Below are 16,570 nucleotides of genomic sequence, written 5' to 3' on the forward strand. Positions count from 1 at the left end.
CCTCCGCTCGTGCGCGTACGTCCCGGGGCGGGGGTATGGGCGGGGCGCGCCGGTGCAGGGCGCGCCCCGCCCGTACCCGGTCCTCACCTCCAGCGGCCGATCTCGACGTTCTCCAGGATCCCCAGGGCGTCCGGCACCAGGATCGCCGCAGAGTAGTAGGCCGTGACCAGGTACGAGATGATGGCCTGCTCGTCGATCCCCATGAAGCGCACCGACATGCTCGGCTCGATCTCGTCGGGGATCCCGGTCTGGTGGAGGCCGACGACGCCCTGCTCGGACTCCCCGGTGCGCATGCAGAGGATGGACGTGGTGCGGGCCTCGCTGATCGGGATCTTGTTGCAGGGGAAGATCGGCACGCCGCGCCAGGTGGGGATGCGGTGCCCGCCGACGTCGATGCTCTCGGGGACCAGGCCGCGCCTGTTGCACTCGCGGCCGAAGGCGGCGATGGCCTTCGGGTGGGCGAGGAACATCTTGCTGCCCCGGCGGCGGGACAGCAGCTCGTCCATGTCGTCCGGGGTGGGCGCGCCGTCGTGGGGCTGGAGCCGCTGGCCGTAGTCGCAGTTGGCGAGGAGGCCGAACTCGTGGTTGTTGACCAGCTCGTGCTCCTGGCGCTCGCGCAGCGCCTCGACCGTGAGCCGCAGCTGCTGCTCGGTCTGGTTCATCGGCTGGTTGTAGAGGTCCGCCACGCGCGTGTGGACCTTCAGCACGGTCTGGGCGACGCTCAGCTCGTACTCGCGCGGGGACGGGTCGTAGTCGACGTAGGTGTGCGGGATGACCGGCTCGCCCTGGTGCCCGGCGGAGAGGTCGATCGCCTTCTCGCCGTACTTGTTGGTCCGCTGCCGCGGGATCGCGGCCATGCCGGCCAGGTGCTCGGCGAGGGTCCCGGCGCGCTCGGCGAGGTTGAGGACGTCGGCGCGGGTCAGCTCCAGCGTCACGCAGGCGGTGGCGGCGCGGTGGGTGTACTCCCAGGTGGCCCCGCCGTCGAGGAGGGACGCGTCGCCGAAGTACCCGCCGTCCGCGAGGACGTCGACGACGGCCTCGTCGCCGTACGGGCCGGCGCCGACCTTCTCGACCTTGCCGTGCGCCAGCAGGAAGACCCGGTCCGCGGGGGCCCCGGCCTCGGCGATCACGTCACCGGGCGCGAACGCGCGCTGGGAGCACCGCCGGGCCAGCTCGGCGAGCGCCGCCTCGTCGCCGTATCCGCGCAGGGCGGGCAGTTCGCCCAGTTCGGCGGGGATCACCTCGACCCGCTCGCCGGTCTGCACGAACGTGACGCGGCCGTCGCCCACGGCGTACGTGAACCGCCGGTTCACCCGGTACGTGCCGCCCTGGACCTGTACCCACGGCAGCATCCGCAGGAGCCACCGGGAGGTGATCTCCTGCATCTGGGGCGCCGACTTGGTGGTGGTCGCCAGGTTCCGCGCGGCGGCGGTGCCGAGGCTCTGCTGCGGGGGGTCCTGCTCCACCCGGGCGCCGTCGCCGACCGAACCAACCGAACCAACCGACATGAGAGGTCCCCCTCGATGATCTGAATCCGTCCTGCCGGCGAAGCCTTTCAGCACACACTGTGAGGATGCCATTACACGAATGGGTGGGATTGGAGAGTGGAGAAGAGGGCAGAGAGACGTGGTTTTCGATTTCCGCAGCGCTTCCGTCCGGCGAAAAGTCGATCATGGGTGCGAATCGGTTCGCACGCCGCGCGAAGCCGCACAATGGGCGGGTGACCTCCCTCGACCCCGCCGCCGCCCTGGAGCCGCGGCTGCCCTCGCCGCTGCGGCCGGCCGACGACGACCGGTTCGCCCGGCGCGGCCTGCGGCTGCTGCTGAAGCGGGACGACCTGGTCCACCCGGACCTGGTGGGCAACAAGTGGCGGAAGCTGGCGCCGAACCTGGCCGCGGCGGCCGGGCGGCCGGTGCTGACCTTCGGCGGGGCGTACTCGAACCACCTGCGGGCGACCGCGGCGGCGGGGCGGCTGCTGGGCTTCCCGACCATCGGAGTGGTCCGCGGCGACGAGCTGGCCGGGCGGCCGCTGAACCCGTCGCTGGAGCGGTGCGCGGCGGACGGGATGCGCCTGCTGTTCGTCGACCGGGCGACGTACCGCGCGAAGGGCGACCCGGAGGTGGTGGCGCGGCTGCTGCGGGACGCGCCGCGGGGCACGGTGGTCGTCCCGGAGGGCGGCAGCAACGCGGCGGCGGTGCGCGGCTGCGCGGAGCTGGGCCGGGAGCTGCGGGGCCGGGCGGACGTGGTGGCGGTGGCGTGCGGCACGGGCGGGACGCTGGCCGGGCTGGCGGCGGGCCTGGCGCCGGGGCAGCGGGCGCTGGGCGTACCGGTCCTGAAGGGCGGCTTCCTGGGCGGGGAGGTGCGGGCGCTGCAGACCGCGGCGTTCGGCGGGCCGGTCGGCGAGTGGAGCCTGGACGACCGGTTCCACTTCGGCGGGTACGGGCGGACGGGCCCCGCGCTGGAGGCGTTCGCGGAGGACTTCGCGGCGCGCCACGGGCTCGCGGTGGAGCGGCTCTATGTCGCCAAGATGCTGTACGCGCTGGTCGCGCTGGCGGAGGAGGGCGCCTTCGCACCTGGTACGACGGTCGCCGCGGTGGTGACCGGGCGGCCGGATCCGGACAGGGGGTGGCGGACCTGAGACGCGGACGGTTCGATCGCGCGGCGCATGGGTACGTCAACCCTCCGCCAATTCTTCAGGATTGGATGCCGCAGGCCCCTAGCCACTGTACGTACCCATATGCTTACCATGAGTGACGGGTGTCGGTCCGGGACCCCGGCGACACGGCGGCACGGATCGCGATAGCGTCACGGCGACTACGCATTCCTGCGTACCGCACGGTTCCGGGGGGATCTCGCTCCTCCCGGTCCCCGAACGAGTTTGTGCCACCTTGGAGGTGAGGGTGTCCCAGATCGCAGGCGAGCCCGGGACCCAGGACTTCGTGGAAGTCCGGCTGCCCGCTGCGGGTGCCTACCTGTCCGTGCTGCGTACGGCCACGGCCGGCTTGGCAGCGCGCTTGGACTTCACCCTCGACGAGATCGAGGACCTGCGCATCGCGGTCGACGAGGCGTGCGCGATCCTGCTCCAGCAGGCCGTGGCCGGCTCGGTCCTCAGCTGCGTGTTCCGGCTGATCGACGATTCGCTGGAGGTCACGGTGTCGGCGCCCACGACCGACGGCCGCGCCCCCGAGCGGGACACGTTCGCCTGGACGGTGCTGTCCGCCCTGGCGGGCAAGGTGGACTCGTCGGTCGCGGACGACCGTACGGTCTCGATCAGCCTGTACAAACAGCGCGGCGCGGGTCCCGGGCCGGCGTGAGGGACGGGGGCGGTCCGGTGCGGAACGAGGAGCGCGGCCCGCGGGCCGTGGACGCGGCGGAGGGCATCGCGGGCATCCCGGAGCAGCAGGCGCGGCCGCACCCGGTGGACGGCCTGGCGGAGGCGCCGGAGCGGGCGCGGGCGGAACGGGCGGCACGGATGGGCGAGAGCGAGCACGAGCAGCGGAACAGGGGCCAGCAGCACGATCCGCAGGACCGGAGCGGCGCACGGGCGATGTTCGTCGAGCTGCGCGGCCTGCCGGACGGCTCGCCGGAGCGGGCCGAGCTGCGCAACCAGCTGGTGCGGATGCACCTGCCGCTCGTCGAGCACCTCGCGCGCCGGTTCCGGAACCGGGGCGAGCCGCTGGACGACCTGACGCAGGTCGCGACGATCGGCCTGATCAAGTCCGTGGACCGGTTCGACCCGGAGCGGGGCGTCGAGTTCTCGACGTACGCGACGCCGACGGTCGTGGGCGAGATCAAGCGGCACTTCCGCGACAAGGGCTGGGCCGTCCGGGTGCCGCGGCGCCTCCAGGAGCTGCGGCTGTCGCTCACGACGGCGACGGCGGAGCTGTCCCAGCGGCACGGACGGTCGCCGACCGTGCACGAGCTGGCGGAGAAGCTGGGGATCTCCGAGGAGGAGGTCCTGGAGGGCCTGGAGTCCGCGAACGCGTACTCGACGCTGTCGCTGGACGTGCCCGACACGGACGACGAGTCGCCCGCGGTCGCGGACACGCTGGGCGCCGAGGACGAGGCGCTGGAGGGCGTCGAGTACCGGGAGTCGCTCAAGCCGCTGCTGGAGGGCCTGCCGCCGCGGGAGAAGCGGATCCTGCTGCTGCGGTTCTTCGGGAACATGACGCAGTCGCAGATCGCGCAGGAGGTGGGCATCTCCCAGATGCACGTCTCCCGGCTGCTGGCCCGCACGCTGGCCCAGCTCCGGGAGAAGCTCCTGGTGGAGGAGTGACACCACCGGCGGGCGGGCCAGGGTGGACCCGGCGGCCCGTCAGGGGGTGTGCCGGGTGATGCCCAGGGCCCGGGTGGTGGCGGGGTGGACCAGGAGCACCAGCGCGGCCACTGCGGCCACCGCCAGCGCGATCCCCGCCGGGATCGCCGCGCCCGCGCTCGTCAGGAGCGTGTACGCCACCGGCAGCGCCAGGATCTGCGTGATGATCGCCGGTCCCCGGCTCCAGCTGCGGCACAGCAGCAGGCCCCGCGCCGCCAGCAGCGGGATGAGGCCGAGCGCGATGAGCGTCGCAGCGCCGGTGAGGGCCTGGGTGACGTCGTCGGGGGTGCCGGTCAGGGTGTTCACGAGGACGTAGACGCCTCCGGCGAAGAGGGCGAGCGCCTCCAGTCCGGCCACCGCCGCGGCGGCCGTCACGCGGGGAGGACGCGTCGTGGGGGCGGGGTTCTGTTCGGTGCTGCTCACCCCAGCAGGGTAGCCGCCCGCTCCCGGCCCCCCTGGGCGCGGTACCGCGCGGTAGGTAACCTGGCGGGCATGCGCGCACTTCTCGTGGTCAACCCGGCAGCCACCACCACGAGTGCCCGCACCCGTGACGTGCTGATCCACGCGCTCGCCAGCGAGATGAAGCTGGACGCCGTGACGACGGAGTACCGGGGCCACGCCCGGGACCTCGCCCGGCGGGCCGCCGACATGGAGGACGTCGACCTGGTCGTCGCGCTCGGCGGGGACGGCACGGTCAACGAGGTCGTCAACGGTCTGCTGCACCGCGGCCCCGACCCGGACCGGCTGCCGCGGCTGGCGGTGGTGCCCGGCGGGTCCACGAACGTGTTCGCCCGCGCGCTCGGCCTGCCGAACGACGCCGTCGAGGCGACCGGCGCGATCCTCGACGCCCTGCGCGAGCAGCGGAGCCGGACGGTCGGTCTCGGCCTTGCGGCCGGTACGCCCGGCACGGAGGACGAGGCGGTGCCGGCCCGCTGGTTCACGTTCTGCGCGGGCCTCGGCTTCGACGCGGGCGTGATCGGCCGCGTCGAGCAGCAGCGGGAGCGGGGCAAGCGGTCGACGCACGCCCTGTACCTGCGGCAGGTCGTCCGCCAGCTGCTGGTGGACCCGCACCGGCGGCACGGCACGATCACGCTGGAGCGGCCGGGCCACGGTCCGGTCGAGGACCTGGTGCTGTCGATAGTCTGCAACACGGCTCCCTGGACGTACCTGGGGAACAAGCCCGTGTACGCGTCGCCGGAGGCGTCCTTCGACAAGGCCCTCGACGTGCTGGGGCTGAACCGGCTCTCGGGGCCCGCCGTCGCCCGGTACGGGACGCAGTTGCTGACGTCCAGTCCGGAGCGCGGGCCGCGCGGCAAGCACGCGGTCTCGCTCCACGACCTGACGGACTTCGCCTTGCATTCGAAGGTCCCGCTGCCGTTCCAGATGGACGGAGACCACCTGGGCCTCCGCACGAGCGTGACGTTCACAGGCGTTCGCCGTGCACTGGGTGTGATTGTGTGAGTAGAAGGGCCCTTGGCCCTTTATCTCGAACGTATGGGCTGGGGTCCACCCCATGGAAGTACGGCTGTGACCTAGCCGACACCGAGGAATCAAAAAAAACTTTCCGGAAGGGGTTGTATCCGCCGCCGAGGTTTGCGAGTCTCTACGTGGCGATCGGGACGGCCCGCAGCACCGGCCTCCAGTGAGAGCCAGAACCCCTCCTCAAACCAGGTCCACACCAGTTCATCTGGCCGTCGGCCCTTCCCTTGCGGAGGGATTCGTGAAAGCGTTCACATTCACAAGCAACTTGCATGCAACACCAAGGAGAGGTAGCAGCCATGGACTGGCGTCACAACGCCGTTTGTCGTGAGGAAGACCCCGAGCTGTTCTTCCCCATCGGCAACACCGGTCCTGCGCTGCTGCAGATCGAGGAAGCCAAGGCCGTCTGCCGTCGCTGCCCCGTGATGGAGCAGTGCCTGCAGTGGGCGCTCGAGTCCGGCCAGGACTCCGGCGTCTGGGGTGGCCTCAGCGAGGACGAGCGCCGCGCGATGAAGCGCCGCGCCGCCCGTAACCGGGCGCGGAACGCCAGCGCCTGAGCACCGCCACCGCGCCTCCCGAGTAGCAGCGCGCAGCAGTAACCCACAGCGTTCGAGCCCCGGACCGTACGAATCGGTCCGGGGCTCGCTGGCGTTCGCGCCCCGGGCGCGCCGGGGACGCGACCGGGGCGGCGGCTACTTCTGCGCGCGGACCGGCACGTCCAGCACCACGCGCGTCCCCCGGTCGGGCGCCGGGCGCATGTCGAACGTGCCGCCCAACTCCCCCTCCACCAGCGTCCGTACGATCTGGAGCCCCAGGTTGCCGGCGCGCTGCGGGTCGAAGCCCTCCGGCAGGCCGCGGCCGTCGTCCTGAACGGTGATCAGCAGCCGCGGGTCGCGCCCCTCGCCGCGGACCGCCGTGACCTCCACCGTCCCCTGCTCGGCCGGGGCGAAGGCGTGCTCCAGGGCGTTCTGCAGGACCTCGGTGAGCACCATCGACAGGGGCGTGGCGACCTCGGCGTCGAGGATGCCGAAGCGCCCGTTGCGCCGGCAGGTCACCTTGCCCGGGGAGATCTCCGCCACCATCGAGATCACCCGGTCCGCGATGTCGTCGAACTCGACGCGCTCGTCCAGGTTCTGCGACAGGGTCTCGTGGACGATGGCGATCGAGCCGACCCGGCGCACCGCCTCGTTCAGCGCCTCCCGACCCCGGTCGGAGTCCATCCGGCGGGCCTGGAGGCGCAGCAGCGCGGCGACCGTCTGGAGGTTGTTCTTCACCCGGTGGTGGATCTCCCGGATGGTGGCGTCCTTGGTGATCAGCTCGCGTTCGCGGCGGCGCAGTTCCGTCACGTCGCGGAGCAGGACGAGCGAACCGATCCGGGTGCCCTTCGGCTTGAGGGGGATGGCGCGGAGCTGGATGACGCCGCTGTTGCCCTCGATCTCCGTCTCGCGCGGGGCGTAGCCGCTGGCCAGTTTGACGAGCGCCTCGTCGACCGGGCCGCGGGAGGGCGCCAGCTCGGCGGTGATCTGGCCGAGGTGCTGGCCGACCAGGTCGGCGGCGAGGCCGAGGCGGTGGTACGCGGAGAGCGCGTTCGGCGAGGCGTACTGGACGACGCCGTCCGCGTCGAGCCGGATCAGCCCGTCGCCGGCGCGCGGCGAGGCGTCCATGTCGACCTGCTGCTCGGGGAAGGGGAAGGTCCCCGCGGCGATCATCTGGGCGAGGTCGGAGGCGGACTGGAGGTAGGTGAGCTCCAGCCGGGAGGGCGTGCGCACCGTGAGCAGGTTGGTGTTGCGGGCGATCACGCCGAGGACGCGGCCCTCGCGCCGTACGGGGATCGACTCGACCCGTACGGGGACCTCCTCGCGCCACTCCGGGTCGCCCTCGCGCACGATGCGGCCCTCGTCGAGGGCGGCGTCGAGCAGCGGGCGGCGACCGCGGGGGACGAGGTGGCCCACCATGTCGTCCTGGTAGGAGGTGGGCCCGGTGTTGGGGCGCATCTGCGCGACGGAGACGTACCGGGTGCCGTCGCGGGTGGGGACCCACAGCACGAGGTCGGCGAAGGAGAGGTCGGAGAGCAGCTGCCACTCCGAGACCAGCAGGTGGAGCCACTCGAGGTCGGAGTCGCCGAGGGCGGTGTGCTGGCGGACGAGGTCGTTCATGGACGGCACATCCGCGAGCGTACCTGTGCGGTTGAACCTGGTGCTTTGCCGGTCCGTGGTGGAGGATGTACCGGCAACCGCCTCCCGTCAGCGGATGGACAGGAAGAATTGGTCTAGTCCACAATGGGTGGTAAGGCTTCCGTCCTCCCCGCACAGGAGGGCGGACCGGGGCTCCGGCGCTCTCTGCCCTGACTGCGTCGAGGCCTCACCCACGGCCGCGGGACCGCACACCCCCGGCCGTTGCAACTCCGGGCTGCGGTGCCGGACGGGTTGAGGGTCCCGTCGCGGCGCCGCGGCCCGCGGGTGCCTCCGGGGCCCGCGCGCGGCCCTCAGCGGGTCTCCGTCACCTTCGCCAGGGCCCTCGGCGCGTCCGGGTCCTGCCCGCGGGCGATCGTCACCTCGTACGCGAGGAGCTGGAGCGGCAGGATCTCCAGGATCGGCTGGAGCTCCTCCGGAACGCCGTCCACCGGCAGGACGAACCCGGCCGACGCCGCCTCCACCTGGGCCTGCGGCCCCACGACGAACAGGTCCGCGCCCCGGCCGCGCAGCCGGTCCAGGACCGGCTGGAGCGCCTCCCCGCCGCGCCCGTCGGTCACCACGGCGATGACGGGCGAGACGTTGTCGACCATGGCGAGCGGGCCGTGCAGCAGGTCGGCGCCGGAGTAGGAGAGCGCCGGGATGTAGCTGGTCTCCATCAGCTTCAGGGCGGCTTCCTTGGCCGTCGGGTAGCCGTAGCCGCGGGAGGTGATCACCATCCGCTCGGCGAACCGGTAGCGGGCGGCCAGGGCGCGCACCTCGTCCTGGCGGGCCAGGATCCGCTCCGCCAGGTCGGGCAGGGCCCGCGCCGCCGAGCCGTCGCCACCGCCCAGGCCCTCCACGAAGAGGTAGAGGGCGAGCAGCGACGCCGTGTACGTCTTCGTGGCGGGGAGCGCCTTCTCGGGGCCGGCGAGGATGTCGATGTGGTACTCGGACACGGCCGCGAGCGGGGAGTCCGGGTTGTTCGTCACCGCCAGCGTGATCGCCCCCGCCTCCCGGGCCGCCTGCGTGGAGGCCACCAGGTCGGGCGAGCCGCCGGACTGGCTGACGGTGATCACCAGGACGTCGGCCAGCCTGGGCCGCGCCCCGTACGCCGTGGTCGTCGACATGGAGGTGAGGCCGCAGGGCAGGCCGAGGCGGACCTCCAGGAGGTACTTGGCGTACAGCGCGGCGTTGTCGGAGGTGCCGCGCGCGGTCAGCAGGACGAAGCGCGGCTCGCGCGCGGCGACGGCCTGCGCGACCGCGCGGATGCCGGGGGCGCCCCGCTCCAGGATGCGGCGCAGCACGGCGGGCTGCTCCGCCATCTCCCCCGCCATGATCCGTCCGGGCTCGTCGCTCATGGGTCCCAGTCGACCAGGGATCCCGGCGGTCCGCCAGCGGTGCCCGCCCGTCCGGCGGGCACCCGGCCGGCGGGCCCCGCCGGCGGGCCGCGAGCCGGGCCGCGCGCGGGGCGCGGAGGCGTGGGGCGGCGGGCGCCGTTCTGCTAGATTGGTCTATACCACCTTCCGTGTGACTCCCTTTCCCCTCCTCCCAGATCGGCAGGCCCAGCGTGGAAGTTGTCATCGTCCAGGACGCCAAGGCAGGCGGCGAGCTCATCGCGGAGGCGATCGCGGCCCTCCTGCGCCGCAAGCCCGACGCTCTGCTCGGCGTGGCCACCGGCTCGACGCCGCTGCCCATCTACGACGCCCTGACCGCCAAGGTCCGCTCGGGCGCGGTGGACGTCTCGCGCGCCCGGATCGCCCAGCTCGACGAGTACGTCGGGCTGCCCGCCGGGCACCCCGAGTCGTACCGCTCCACGGTGCTGCGCCAGGTCGTGGAGCCGCTGGGCCTGGGCCCGGAGTCGTTCCTGGGCCCGGACGGCACCGCCGACGACGTGCAGGCGGCGTGCGAGGCGTACGACCGGGCGCTCGCCGAGGCGGGCGGCGTGGACCTCCAGATACTCGGCATCGGCACGGACGGGCACATCGGCTTCAACGAGCCCTGCTCGTCGCTCGCCTCCCGCACCCGCATCAAGACGCTCACCGAGCAGACCCGGATCGACAACGCCCGGTTCTTCGACGGCGACATCGACCAGGTGCCGCACCACGTCATCACCCAGGGCATCGGCACCATCCTGGAGGCCCGCCACCTGGTCCTCCTCGCCACCGGCGAGGGGAAGGCCGAGGCGGTCGCGCAGACCGTCGAGGGCCCGGTCGCCGCGCTCGTCCCGGCGTCCGCGCTCCAGCTGCACCCGCACGCGACGGTCGTCGTCGACGAGGCCGCCGCCTCCCGGCTGAAGCTCGCCGACTACTTCCGCCACACCTACGCCAACAAGCCCTCCTGGCAGGGCCTGTAGAGCGGCGCCGAGCCCCGCGGAGCACGCGGAAGGGGCCGGGCACCCTCCTCGGGTGCCCGGCCCCTTCGCCGTGTGCGCTACGCGCCGGCGACGACTTCCGCCGCCGCGATCCCGCAGACCCGCGCCGCGCCGTGCGTCGCGATGTGCAGGGCCCCGCGCGGCGGAGCCTGGTTCAGGCCCATCTCCACCACGACCGTGTCGGGGCGGGCGGCGAGCAGCCCGTCCAGCGCCTCCCTCATCCAGGCGTGGCGGTGCGCGTCGCGCACGACGGCCACGATCCGGCGCTCCCCCGCCGCCCGCAGCACGTCCTCGGCGACCGCGTCCGGGCCGTACGCCCCCGTCCGGGTTCCCGGCAGCAGCCGTTCCAGCTCGGCGCCGACGCCCCACGGGGTCTCGTCGCCCACGGCGATGTTGGCGACCGGCGCGAAGGACGCCACGTACGGCGCCGACCGCGGCGGCGCGTACGGCGCCTGACCCGGTGTCACGCGCAGCGCGCGGCGCGCCGCCACCAGACCGATGCCGGTGCCGGGCGCGGTCCCCTCCTGCACCGCCGCGCCCGGCTCCGATCCGGCCCCCCTGGCCCGGTGCGCCTGGGTCCAGGACGCGAGGGCGCGTACCCGCGCCGCCGCGTCGGCCAGCCGCTCCTCGGACAGTTCACCGGTCCGTACCGCCTCCACCAGCGCGTCGCGCAGGCTCAGTACGGTCTCCTCGTCCGCCAGGCCGCCGCCGACGCAGATGGCGTCGGCGCCCGCCGCGATCGCGAGGACGGAACCGCGCTCGATGCCGTACACCGACGCGATGGCCTGCATCTCCATGCCGTCGGTGACGATCAGCCCCTCGTAGCCCAGCTCCTGGCGCAGCAGTCCGGTGAGGATCCGCGGGCTCAGGGTGGCGGGGCGGTCGGGGTCGAGCGCGGGCAGCAGGATATGCGCGCTCATCACCGATTTGGAACCCGCGGCGATGGCCGCGCGGAAAGGCGCCAGCTCACGGGCGTGCAGTGTGTCCAGATCCACATCGATGCGGGGCGTCGCGAGGTGTGAGTCCACATTCGTGTCGCCGTGTCCGGGGAAGTGCTTGGTGCAGGCGGCGACGCCGGCGGACTGCATGCCCTCGATGTACGCCACGGTGTGCCGGGAGACGAGCCGCGGGTCGGCGCCGAAGGACCGCACGCCGATGACCGGGTTGTTCGGGTCCGAGTTGACGTCGGCGGACGGCGCCCAGTTGAAGTCCACGCCGCAGGCGGCCAGGCGGCGGCCCAGTTCGTGGGCGACGGCACGGGTCAGGTCGGTGTCGTCGACGACGCCGAGCGCGAAGTTCCCGGGGAAGGAGGAGCCGGTGCGGACCTCCAGGCGCGTGACGTCGCCGCCCTCCTCGTCGATGGCGACGAGGATGTCGTCGCGCTCGGCGCGCAGCCGCGCGGTGAGGGAGGCCAGCTGCTCGGGAGTGGCGATGTTGCGGCCGAACAGGCCGACCGAGGAGAGCCCCTCGCCGATCCGGCGCAGCAGCCACTCCGGCGGGGTGGTGCCCACGAAGCCGGGCTGGAGGACGGTGAGGGCGTCGCGGGTGAGCGTGTCGGAGGTGCCGCGTACGAGTGTGGTCATGGGACCGGTCATCCCTTCACTGCGCCGGCCGTGAGACCCGCGGCCATCTTGCGCTGGACGAGGAGGAAGAGGATCACGATCGGGACGGCCATCATGGTGGAGCCCGCCATCATCGGGGCGTACTCGGTGCCGTTCTTCGTGATGAAGTTGCCGAGCCAGACGGTGGCCGTCTGGTTCTGCTGGCTCATCAGCATCAGCGCGTACAGGTACTCGTTCCAGGCCTGGATGAAGCCGTAGACGGACGTCGCGACCATGCCCGGGGCGAGCAGCGGGAAGACGACGCGGACGAAGGCGCCGGTGCGGGTGCAGCCGTCGACCATGGCCGCCTCCTCCAGCTCCTTGGGGATGTTCACGATGAAGCCGCGCAGGGTCCAGACCGTGAACGGGAGGATGAAGGTCAGGTACGTGATGATCAGACCGGTGATCTTGTCGTACTGACCCAGGTCGTTGAGGAGCAGGAAGACCGGGATGATCATGGCGACGAGCGGGACCATCTGGACGGCGAGGATGCCGACGATGACGACCTTGCGTCCGCGGAAGGCGAACCGCGAGATGGCGAGCGCCGCGAGCATGCCGACCCCGATGCCGATGACCACGACGACCAGGGAGACGACGAGGCTGCGACCGACCGGGCCCCAGAAGTCGGCGATCTGCAGGGCGCGTTCGAAGTTCTCCAGCGTGAAGGTGGAGGGGAAGAAGTGCGGGTTCGGGTCGATCGCGTCCTTGGCCGGCTTGAAGGCCGTGTTCACCATCCAGTAGACGGGGAAGCCGAGGATGGCGAAGACGAGGAGGCCCAGCAGGTTCCAGCCGAGCTTCCCGGCGCGCGGGCGGCCGGGGGCGGTCCGGGGGACCTTGGCGGCCGGGGCCGTCGGGGCGGCCGGGGTCGCGGGGTCGGCCGTGGCGACCGTGGCGTTGGCGCTCACTCCACCTCTCCGATCTTGAGCATCTGACGCATGTAGACGGCGACCGCGCCGAGCAGGAGGAAGACCGTGACGAGGGCGATGGCCGAGCCGGTGCCGTAGTCGTTGACGACGAACGCCTTGTCGAACGAGTAGGTGGTGAGCACCTGGAACTCGGGCTCGGGGTGACCGTTGCGCATCACGTAGACCTGCGGGAAGACGCCCATGTCCCAGATGACGGAGAGAGTCGTCAGCATGACGATGATGGGCTTGAGGATCGGCAGGGTGACGTAGCGGAAGACGCCCCAGGAGCCGGCGCCGTCGAGGCGGGCGGCCTCCTCCAGTTCCTTGGGGACCTGGGTGAGGCCCGCGCTGAGCGTGATCACGACGAAGGGCACGGCGCCCCACACGACCAGCAGCATGATCACGGCGAGGCCCTGGGGGCCGCTGGCGAACCAGTTGTGGCCGATCATCTCGACGCCGGGCAGCTTGTCGATGAGCCAGTTGAGCACGCCGTAGTCCGCGTCGAACAGCCACTTGAAGATGGCGGTGGCGACGATGATGGGCATGCCCCAGCTGGCCACCAGGACGATGCTGACGAGCGCCTTCACCCAGGGCGAGACCCGCTGGAGCAGCAGCGCGATCAGCATGCCGAGGACCATGGTCAGGATGACGGCGCCGCCGGCGAAGATCACCGTGCGCACGACGACGGCCCAGAACTCGCCGTCACCGAGGATCTTGGCGAAGTTCTCCAGGCCGGCGCTCTCGGCCTCCTGGAAGCCCCACAGCTGGGGCTGGCCGAACTTCTGGAAGGAGAGGGTGACCAGGCGCACCAGCGGGTAGCCGAGCACCAGCACCAGAATGGTGAGGCAGGGCGCGAGGAGCAGCCACGGCACTCCCGCCCCGGGGCCCGTACCGCCCCTGGTCCGCTTGTCGTCCGGCTTCCCGGCGGTAGGTCCGGCACCCGGGCCGGGCGGTGGCGCGTGGCGCACCGCCGGCGCCTTCGCGGTGGTTGTCTCAGCGGCACTCATCCCGTGCTCCTCAGCGATCCCTCTCGTGCGTACGGGCGGCGGGGCCCCGCCGTGCGGCGGGGCCCCGCCCTCAGGTCACTTGGTGTTGATGACCTTGTCGATCGCGGCGTCCGCGTCCTTCGCGGCGGCCTCGACCGACTTCTTGCCGTTGGCGATCTCGACGAGCATCGTCTTGAGGATCTGGCCCTTCTCGACCTGGCCCCAGCCGGGCGCGGTCGGGACGAACCAGCTGTACTCGGCGGCGGTGGCCGGGACGGCGGTCGCCGGGTCGTCCTTCAGCGGGGCGAGGTCCGCCTTGTTGTTGGGCAGGTTGCCCTTGGCGGCGAGGCCCTTCTGGCCCTCGGCGCCGGTGAAGACGGCGATCCACTCCGCCGCGACGTCCTGGGACTTGGACTTGACCGGGATGGCCAGGTCGGAGCCGCCGAGGAAGACGGGGAGGTTCTTGCCGGACGGGCCGGGCATGACGAAGTCCTGGAGCTTGTCCTTCAACCCCCCGACCTTGTCGTTCTTCGGGTCGGCGGCGGTGGCGCCCTCCCAGCCGGCACCGAAGATGGTGGCGGCGTTGCCCTGGCCGAAGACGACGGGACGGTCGGACTCGTCCTTCGTCTTGTCGCCGTGCATGTACTTGTCGAGGACGTTCTTGTACGCGGTGAGGCCCTTGACCGACTCCGGCGAGGAGAGGTTCGCCTTCCAGGTGTCGCCGTCCTGCTTGGCGATGGAGCCGCCGGCCTCGTAGACGAAGGACATCGCGGCGTACCAGTCGGGCGCGGGCTGGTACCAGGCGCTGAACTTGTCGCCCTTCTTGGCCTGGATCTTGTCCAGGGCCGCGGTCAGCTCCGCCCAGGTCTTCGGGGCGTCCTTGACGCCCGCCTCGGCGGCGATGTCCTTGCGCCAGGTACCCACGCGGCCACCGGCGTAGTAGGGGACGCCGTAGGTCTTGCCGTTGTAGGTGACGGAGGCCTTGAGGGCGTCCAGCCACTTGTCCGAGTTGTCGAACTTCTTCGGGTCGACCTCGGCGAAGGCGCCCTTCGCCATGTAGCCGATCATCTCGGTGTTGCCCATCTCGACCACGTCGGGGGCCTTGTCCGTGGCCAGGACCGCGTCGAGCTTGGTGTTCTTGTCGGGCCAGCCGTAGTACTCGTGCTTGATCTTGATGCCGGGGTACTTCTTGACGATCGCGTCGTCGGCGGCCTTGACCAGCTCGGGCCAGTTGTTCTGCGCGTCGACGGTCAGCCAGACGGTAAGCTCCTTGGCCCCGCCCGCCTTGTCGTTCCCGCCGCTGTCGGAACCGCCGCACGCGGTGAGGCCGACCATCATGCCCGCGACACCGATCGCCGCGATGAGCTTGCGCTTCACGCCACCCTCCTCAGGGATGCCTGCAACCCCGCCCACCGCGAAGACATTACGTACGACGAACGACGAGTACTGCTCGTGGGGCTGGGACCTGGTCTTTAATGGTTTAGACCAGTAACCCGGAGCTTGGCCTAGACCTTTGGGGGTGTCAAGGGTGTATAAGAGGGGCTGTTGCGTCCGTTATCGGACCGACACCTGAGGAGGGGCGAAGACCCGTGACCGGTCCGTGCCACCATGTGAGCCGCGACAGACGGAGGAGCCGGTGACGGCAGCAGTACAGGAGTCGGAAAGGCAGGCCATGGCCACGGACAGTGGCGGTACGGAGACCGCGGTCGGGCTCCCGTCCGAGAACGGGACGGCGACCCGCACGGCTCGCGTACCGAAGTACTACCGGCTCAAGCGCCACTTGCTGGAGATGACCGAGACGATGCCCCCCGGCACACCCGTGCCGCCGGAGCGCACCCTCGCCGCCGAGTTCGACACCTCCCGCACCACCGTACGCCAGGCCCTCCAGGAACTGGTGGTCGAGGGCCGCCTGGAGCGGATCCAGGGCAAGGGCACGTTCGTGGCGAAGCCCAAGGTCTCCCAGGCGCTCCAACTCACCTCATACACCGAGGACATGCGCGCCCAGGGCCTGGAGCCCACCTCCCAGCTGTTGGACATCGGGTACGTCACCGCCGACGACACCCTCGCGGGGCTGCTCGACATAGAGGCCGGCGGGCGCGTCCTGCGCATCGAGCGGCTCCGCCTCGCCAGCGGGGAGCCGATGGCCATCGAGACGACGCACCTGTCGGCCAAGCGCTTCCCGGCGCTGCGCCGCTCCCTGGCGAAGTACACGTCCCTCTACACGGCGCTCTCCGAGGTGTACGACGTGCGGCTGGCCGAGGCCGAGGAGACCATCGAGACCTCCCTGGCCACCCCGCGCGAGGCGGGGCTGCTCGGTACGGACGTGGGCCTGCCGATGCTGATGCTGTCCCGCCACTCCGTCGACGAGAACGGCGCCCCCGTGGAGTGGGTCCGTTCGGTGTACCGGGGCGACCGCTACAAGTTCGTGGCGCGCCTCAAGCGGCCCACCTCCGAGTAGCGGCCCGGCCCCCCCGGGGCCGGAGGACCGCGCGGACGTACGGCGGCCGGGCCCGGCACCCCGGCGCGGTCGCCCCGTCCTCCGGGACCCCGTCCTCCGGGACCCCGTCCTCCGGAACCCCGGCGGCCGGGCGGGCGGCACGCCGGGCTGACACCCCCCCACCGCGCACGCCCGCCTCCCGTCTCCCGCCGCCCGCGCCGCGCCCGCCGCCCTCCCCCGGCCCTCGCCGGACCCGCCGGGTCACCGCAGTCACACCGTTATCGAGTGACGGGTTCCCTGCG

General features: G+C 71.9%; 15 protein-coding genes. 7 read left to right on the forward strand and 8 right to left on the reverse strand.

Annotated elements, in window-relative coordinates; all coding sequences use genetic code 11:
• Positions 1–83: 83 nt before the first annotated feature.
• Positions 84–1,508, reverse strand: a complete 1,425-nt coding sequence (locus RND61_RS01395; protein WP_315875738.1) for a family 2B encapsulin nanocompartment shell protein — start codon at positions 1,506–1,508, stop codon at positions 84–86.
• A 212-nt stretch (positions 1,509–1,720) separates the two neighbouring features.
• Here RND61_RS01395 and RND61_RS01400 point away from each other — a divergent pair, with 212 nt between their 5' ends.
• From RND61_RS01400 to RND61_RS01410, 3 genes are all read left to right on the forward strand, one after another.
• Complete coding sequence (locus tag RND61_RS01400; RefSeq protein ID WP_315875739.1) at positions 1,721–2,638, forward strand: 1-aminocyclopropane-1-carboxylate deaminase/D-cysteine desulfhydrase; 918 nt, start codon at positions 1,721–1,723, stop codon at positions 2,636–2,638.
• Positions 2,639–2,900: 262 nt separating this feature from the next.
• Positions 2,901–3,314 (forward strand): ATP-binding protein, encoded by a 414-nt coding sequence (locus RND61_RS01405; protein WP_028963827.1) that lies wholly within the window; start codon positions 2,901–2,903, stop codon positions 3,312–3,314.
• 17 nt (positions 3,315–3,331) lie between these two features.
• The gene (locus RND61_RS01410) at positions 3,332–4,276 is read left to right on the forward strand and encodes an RNA polymerase sigma factor SigF (protein WP_315875742.1); all 945 of its coding nucleotides are present in this window, start codon (positions 3,332–3,334) and stop codon (positions 4,274–4,276) included.
• 39 nt (positions 4,277–4,315) lie between these two features.
• Here the strand turns inward: RND61_RS01410 and RND61_RS01415 are convergent, their stop codons facing one another.
• Complete coding sequence (locus tag RND61_RS01415) at positions 4,316–4,738, reverse strand: hypothetical protein (RefSeq protein ID WP_315875743.1); 423 nt, start codon at positions 4,736–4,738, stop codon at positions 4,316–4,318.
• A 69-nt stretch (positions 4,739–4,807) separates the two neighbouring features.
• On the opposite strand from RND61_RS01415, the gene RND61_RS01420 reads away from it, so the two are divergent.
• Both RND61_RS01420 and RND61_RS01425 read left to right on the forward strand, forming a co-directional pair.
• Positions 4,808–5,776 (forward strand): diacylglycerol/lipid kinase family protein, encoded by a 969-nt coding sequence (locus tag RND61_RS01420; protein ID WP_315875744.1) that lies wholly within the window; start codon positions 4,808–4,810, stop codon positions 5,774–5,776.
• A 317-nt stretch (positions 5,777–6,093) separates the two neighbouring features.
• Positions 6,094–6,351: a WhiB family transcriptional regulator gene (locus RND61_RS01425; RefSeq protein ID WP_003953983.1), complete on the forward strand. Its 258-nt coding sequence runs from the start codon at positions 6,094–6,096 to the stop codon at positions 6,349–6,351.
• A 135-nt stretch (positions 6,352–6,486) separates the two neighbouring features.
• On the opposite strand, the gene RND61_RS01430 is transcribed toward RND61_RS01425, so the two are convergent.
• Both RND61_RS01430 and RND61_RS01435 read right to left on the reverse strand, forming a co-directional pair.
• Positions 6,487–7,950: a sensor histidine kinase gene (locus RND61_RS01430; RefSeq protein ID WP_315875878.1), complete on the reverse strand. Its 1,464-nt coding sequence runs from the start codon at positions 7,948–7,950 to the stop codon at positions 6,487–6,489.
• Positions 7,951–8,279: 329 nt separating this feature from the next.
• Positions 8,280–9,326, reverse strand: a complete 1,047-nt coding sequence (locus tag RND61_RS01435) for an SIS domain-containing protein (RefSeq protein ID WP_315875750.1) — start codon at positions 9,324–9,326, stop codon at positions 8,280–8,282.
• A 209-nt stretch (positions 9,327–9,535) separates the two neighbouring features.
• Here RND61_RS01435 and nagB point away from each other — a divergent pair, with 209 nt between their 5' ends.
• Positions 9,536–10,321, forward strand: coding sequence for a glucosamine-6-phosphate deaminase (gene nagB, locus RND61_RS01440; RefSeq protein ID WP_315875751.1), 786 nt, complete (start codon positions 9,536–9,538; stop codon positions 10,319–10,321).
• Between the two features lie 77 nt (positions 10,322–10,398).
• On the opposite strand, the gene RND61_RS01445 is transcribed toward nagB, so the two are convergent.
• The 4 genes from RND61_RS01445 to RND61_RS01460 form a co-directional block, all read right to left on the reverse strand.
• On the reverse strand, positions 10,399–11,922 hold the full coding sequence (locus RND61_RS01445; RefSeq protein WP_315875752.1) for a glycoside hydrolase family 3 protein: 1,524 nt from the start codon (positions 11,920–11,922) through the stop codon (positions 10,399–10,401).
• Between the two features lie 8 nt (positions 11,923–11,930).
• Positions 11,931–12,722: a carbohydrate ABC transporter permease gene (locus tag RND61_RS01450; protein WP_315875879.1), complete on the reverse strand. Its 792-nt coding sequence runs from the start codon at positions 12,720–12,722 to the stop codon at positions 11,931–11,933.
• 119 nt (positions 12,723–12,841) lie between these two features.
• On the reverse strand, positions 12,842–13,852 hold the full coding sequence (locus tag RND61_RS01455) for a carbohydrate ABC transporter permease (protein WP_315875753.1): 1,011 nt from the start codon (positions 13,850–13,852) through the stop codon (positions 12,842–12,844).
• A gap of 75 nt (positions 13,853–13,927) precedes the next feature.
• Positions 13,928–15,208, reverse strand: coding sequence for an extracellular solute-binding protein (locus RND61_RS01460; RefSeq protein WP_315875754.1), 1,281 nt, complete (start codon positions 15,206–15,208; stop codon positions 13,928–13,930).
• A gap of 295 nt (positions 15,209–15,503) precedes the next feature.
• On the opposite strand from RND61_RS01460, the gene RND61_RS01465 reads away from it, so the two are divergent.
• Positions 15,504–16,289, forward strand: coding sequence for a GntR family transcriptional regulator (locus RND61_RS01465; RefSeq protein ID WP_315875755.1), 786 nt, complete (start codon positions 15,504–15,506; stop codon positions 16,287–16,289).
• Positions 16,290–16,570 lie beyond the last annotated feature (281 nt).

The sequence above is a fragment of the Streptomyces tamarix genome (assembly GCF_032423885.1).
Lineage (GTDB): Bacteria > Actinomycetota > Actinomycetes > Streptomycetales > Streptomycetaceae > Streptomyces > Streptomyces tamarix.

Bases quoted from the DNA above. Each gene is read 5' to 3' on its own strand.
- RND61_RS01395 (WP_315875738.1), bottom strand. From the start codon at position 1,508: ATGTCGGTTGGTTCGGTTGGTTCGGTCGGCGACGGCGCCCGGGTGGAG.
- RND61_RS01420 (WP_315875744.1), top strand. From the start codon at position 4,808: ATGCGCGCACTTCTCGTGGTCAACCCGGCAGCCACCACCACGAGTGCC.
- RND61_RS01425 (WP_003953983.1), top strand. From the start codon at position 6,094: ATGGACTGGCGTCACAACGCCGTTTGTCGTGAGGAAGACCCCGAGCTG.
- RND61_RS01430 (WP_315875878.1), bottom strand. From the start codon at position 7,950: ATGAACGACCTCGTCCGCCAGCACACCGCCCTCGGCGACTCCGACCTC.
- RND61_RS01435 (WP_315875750.1), bottom strand. From the start codon at position 9,326: ATGAGCGACGAGCCCGGACGGATCATGGCGGGGGAGATGGCGGAGCAG.
- RND61_RS01445 (WP_315875752.1), bottom strand. From the start codon at position 11,922: ATGACCACACTCGTACGCGGCACCTCCGACACGCTCACCCGCGACGCC.
- RND61_RS01455 (WP_315875753.1), bottom strand. From the start codon at position 13,852: ATGAGTGCCGCTGAGACAACCACCGCGAAGGCGCCGGCGGTGCGCCAC.
- RND61_RS01465 (WP_315875755.1), top strand. From the start codon at position 15,504: ATGGCCACGGACAGTGGCGGTACGGAGACCGCGGTCGGGCTCCCGTCC.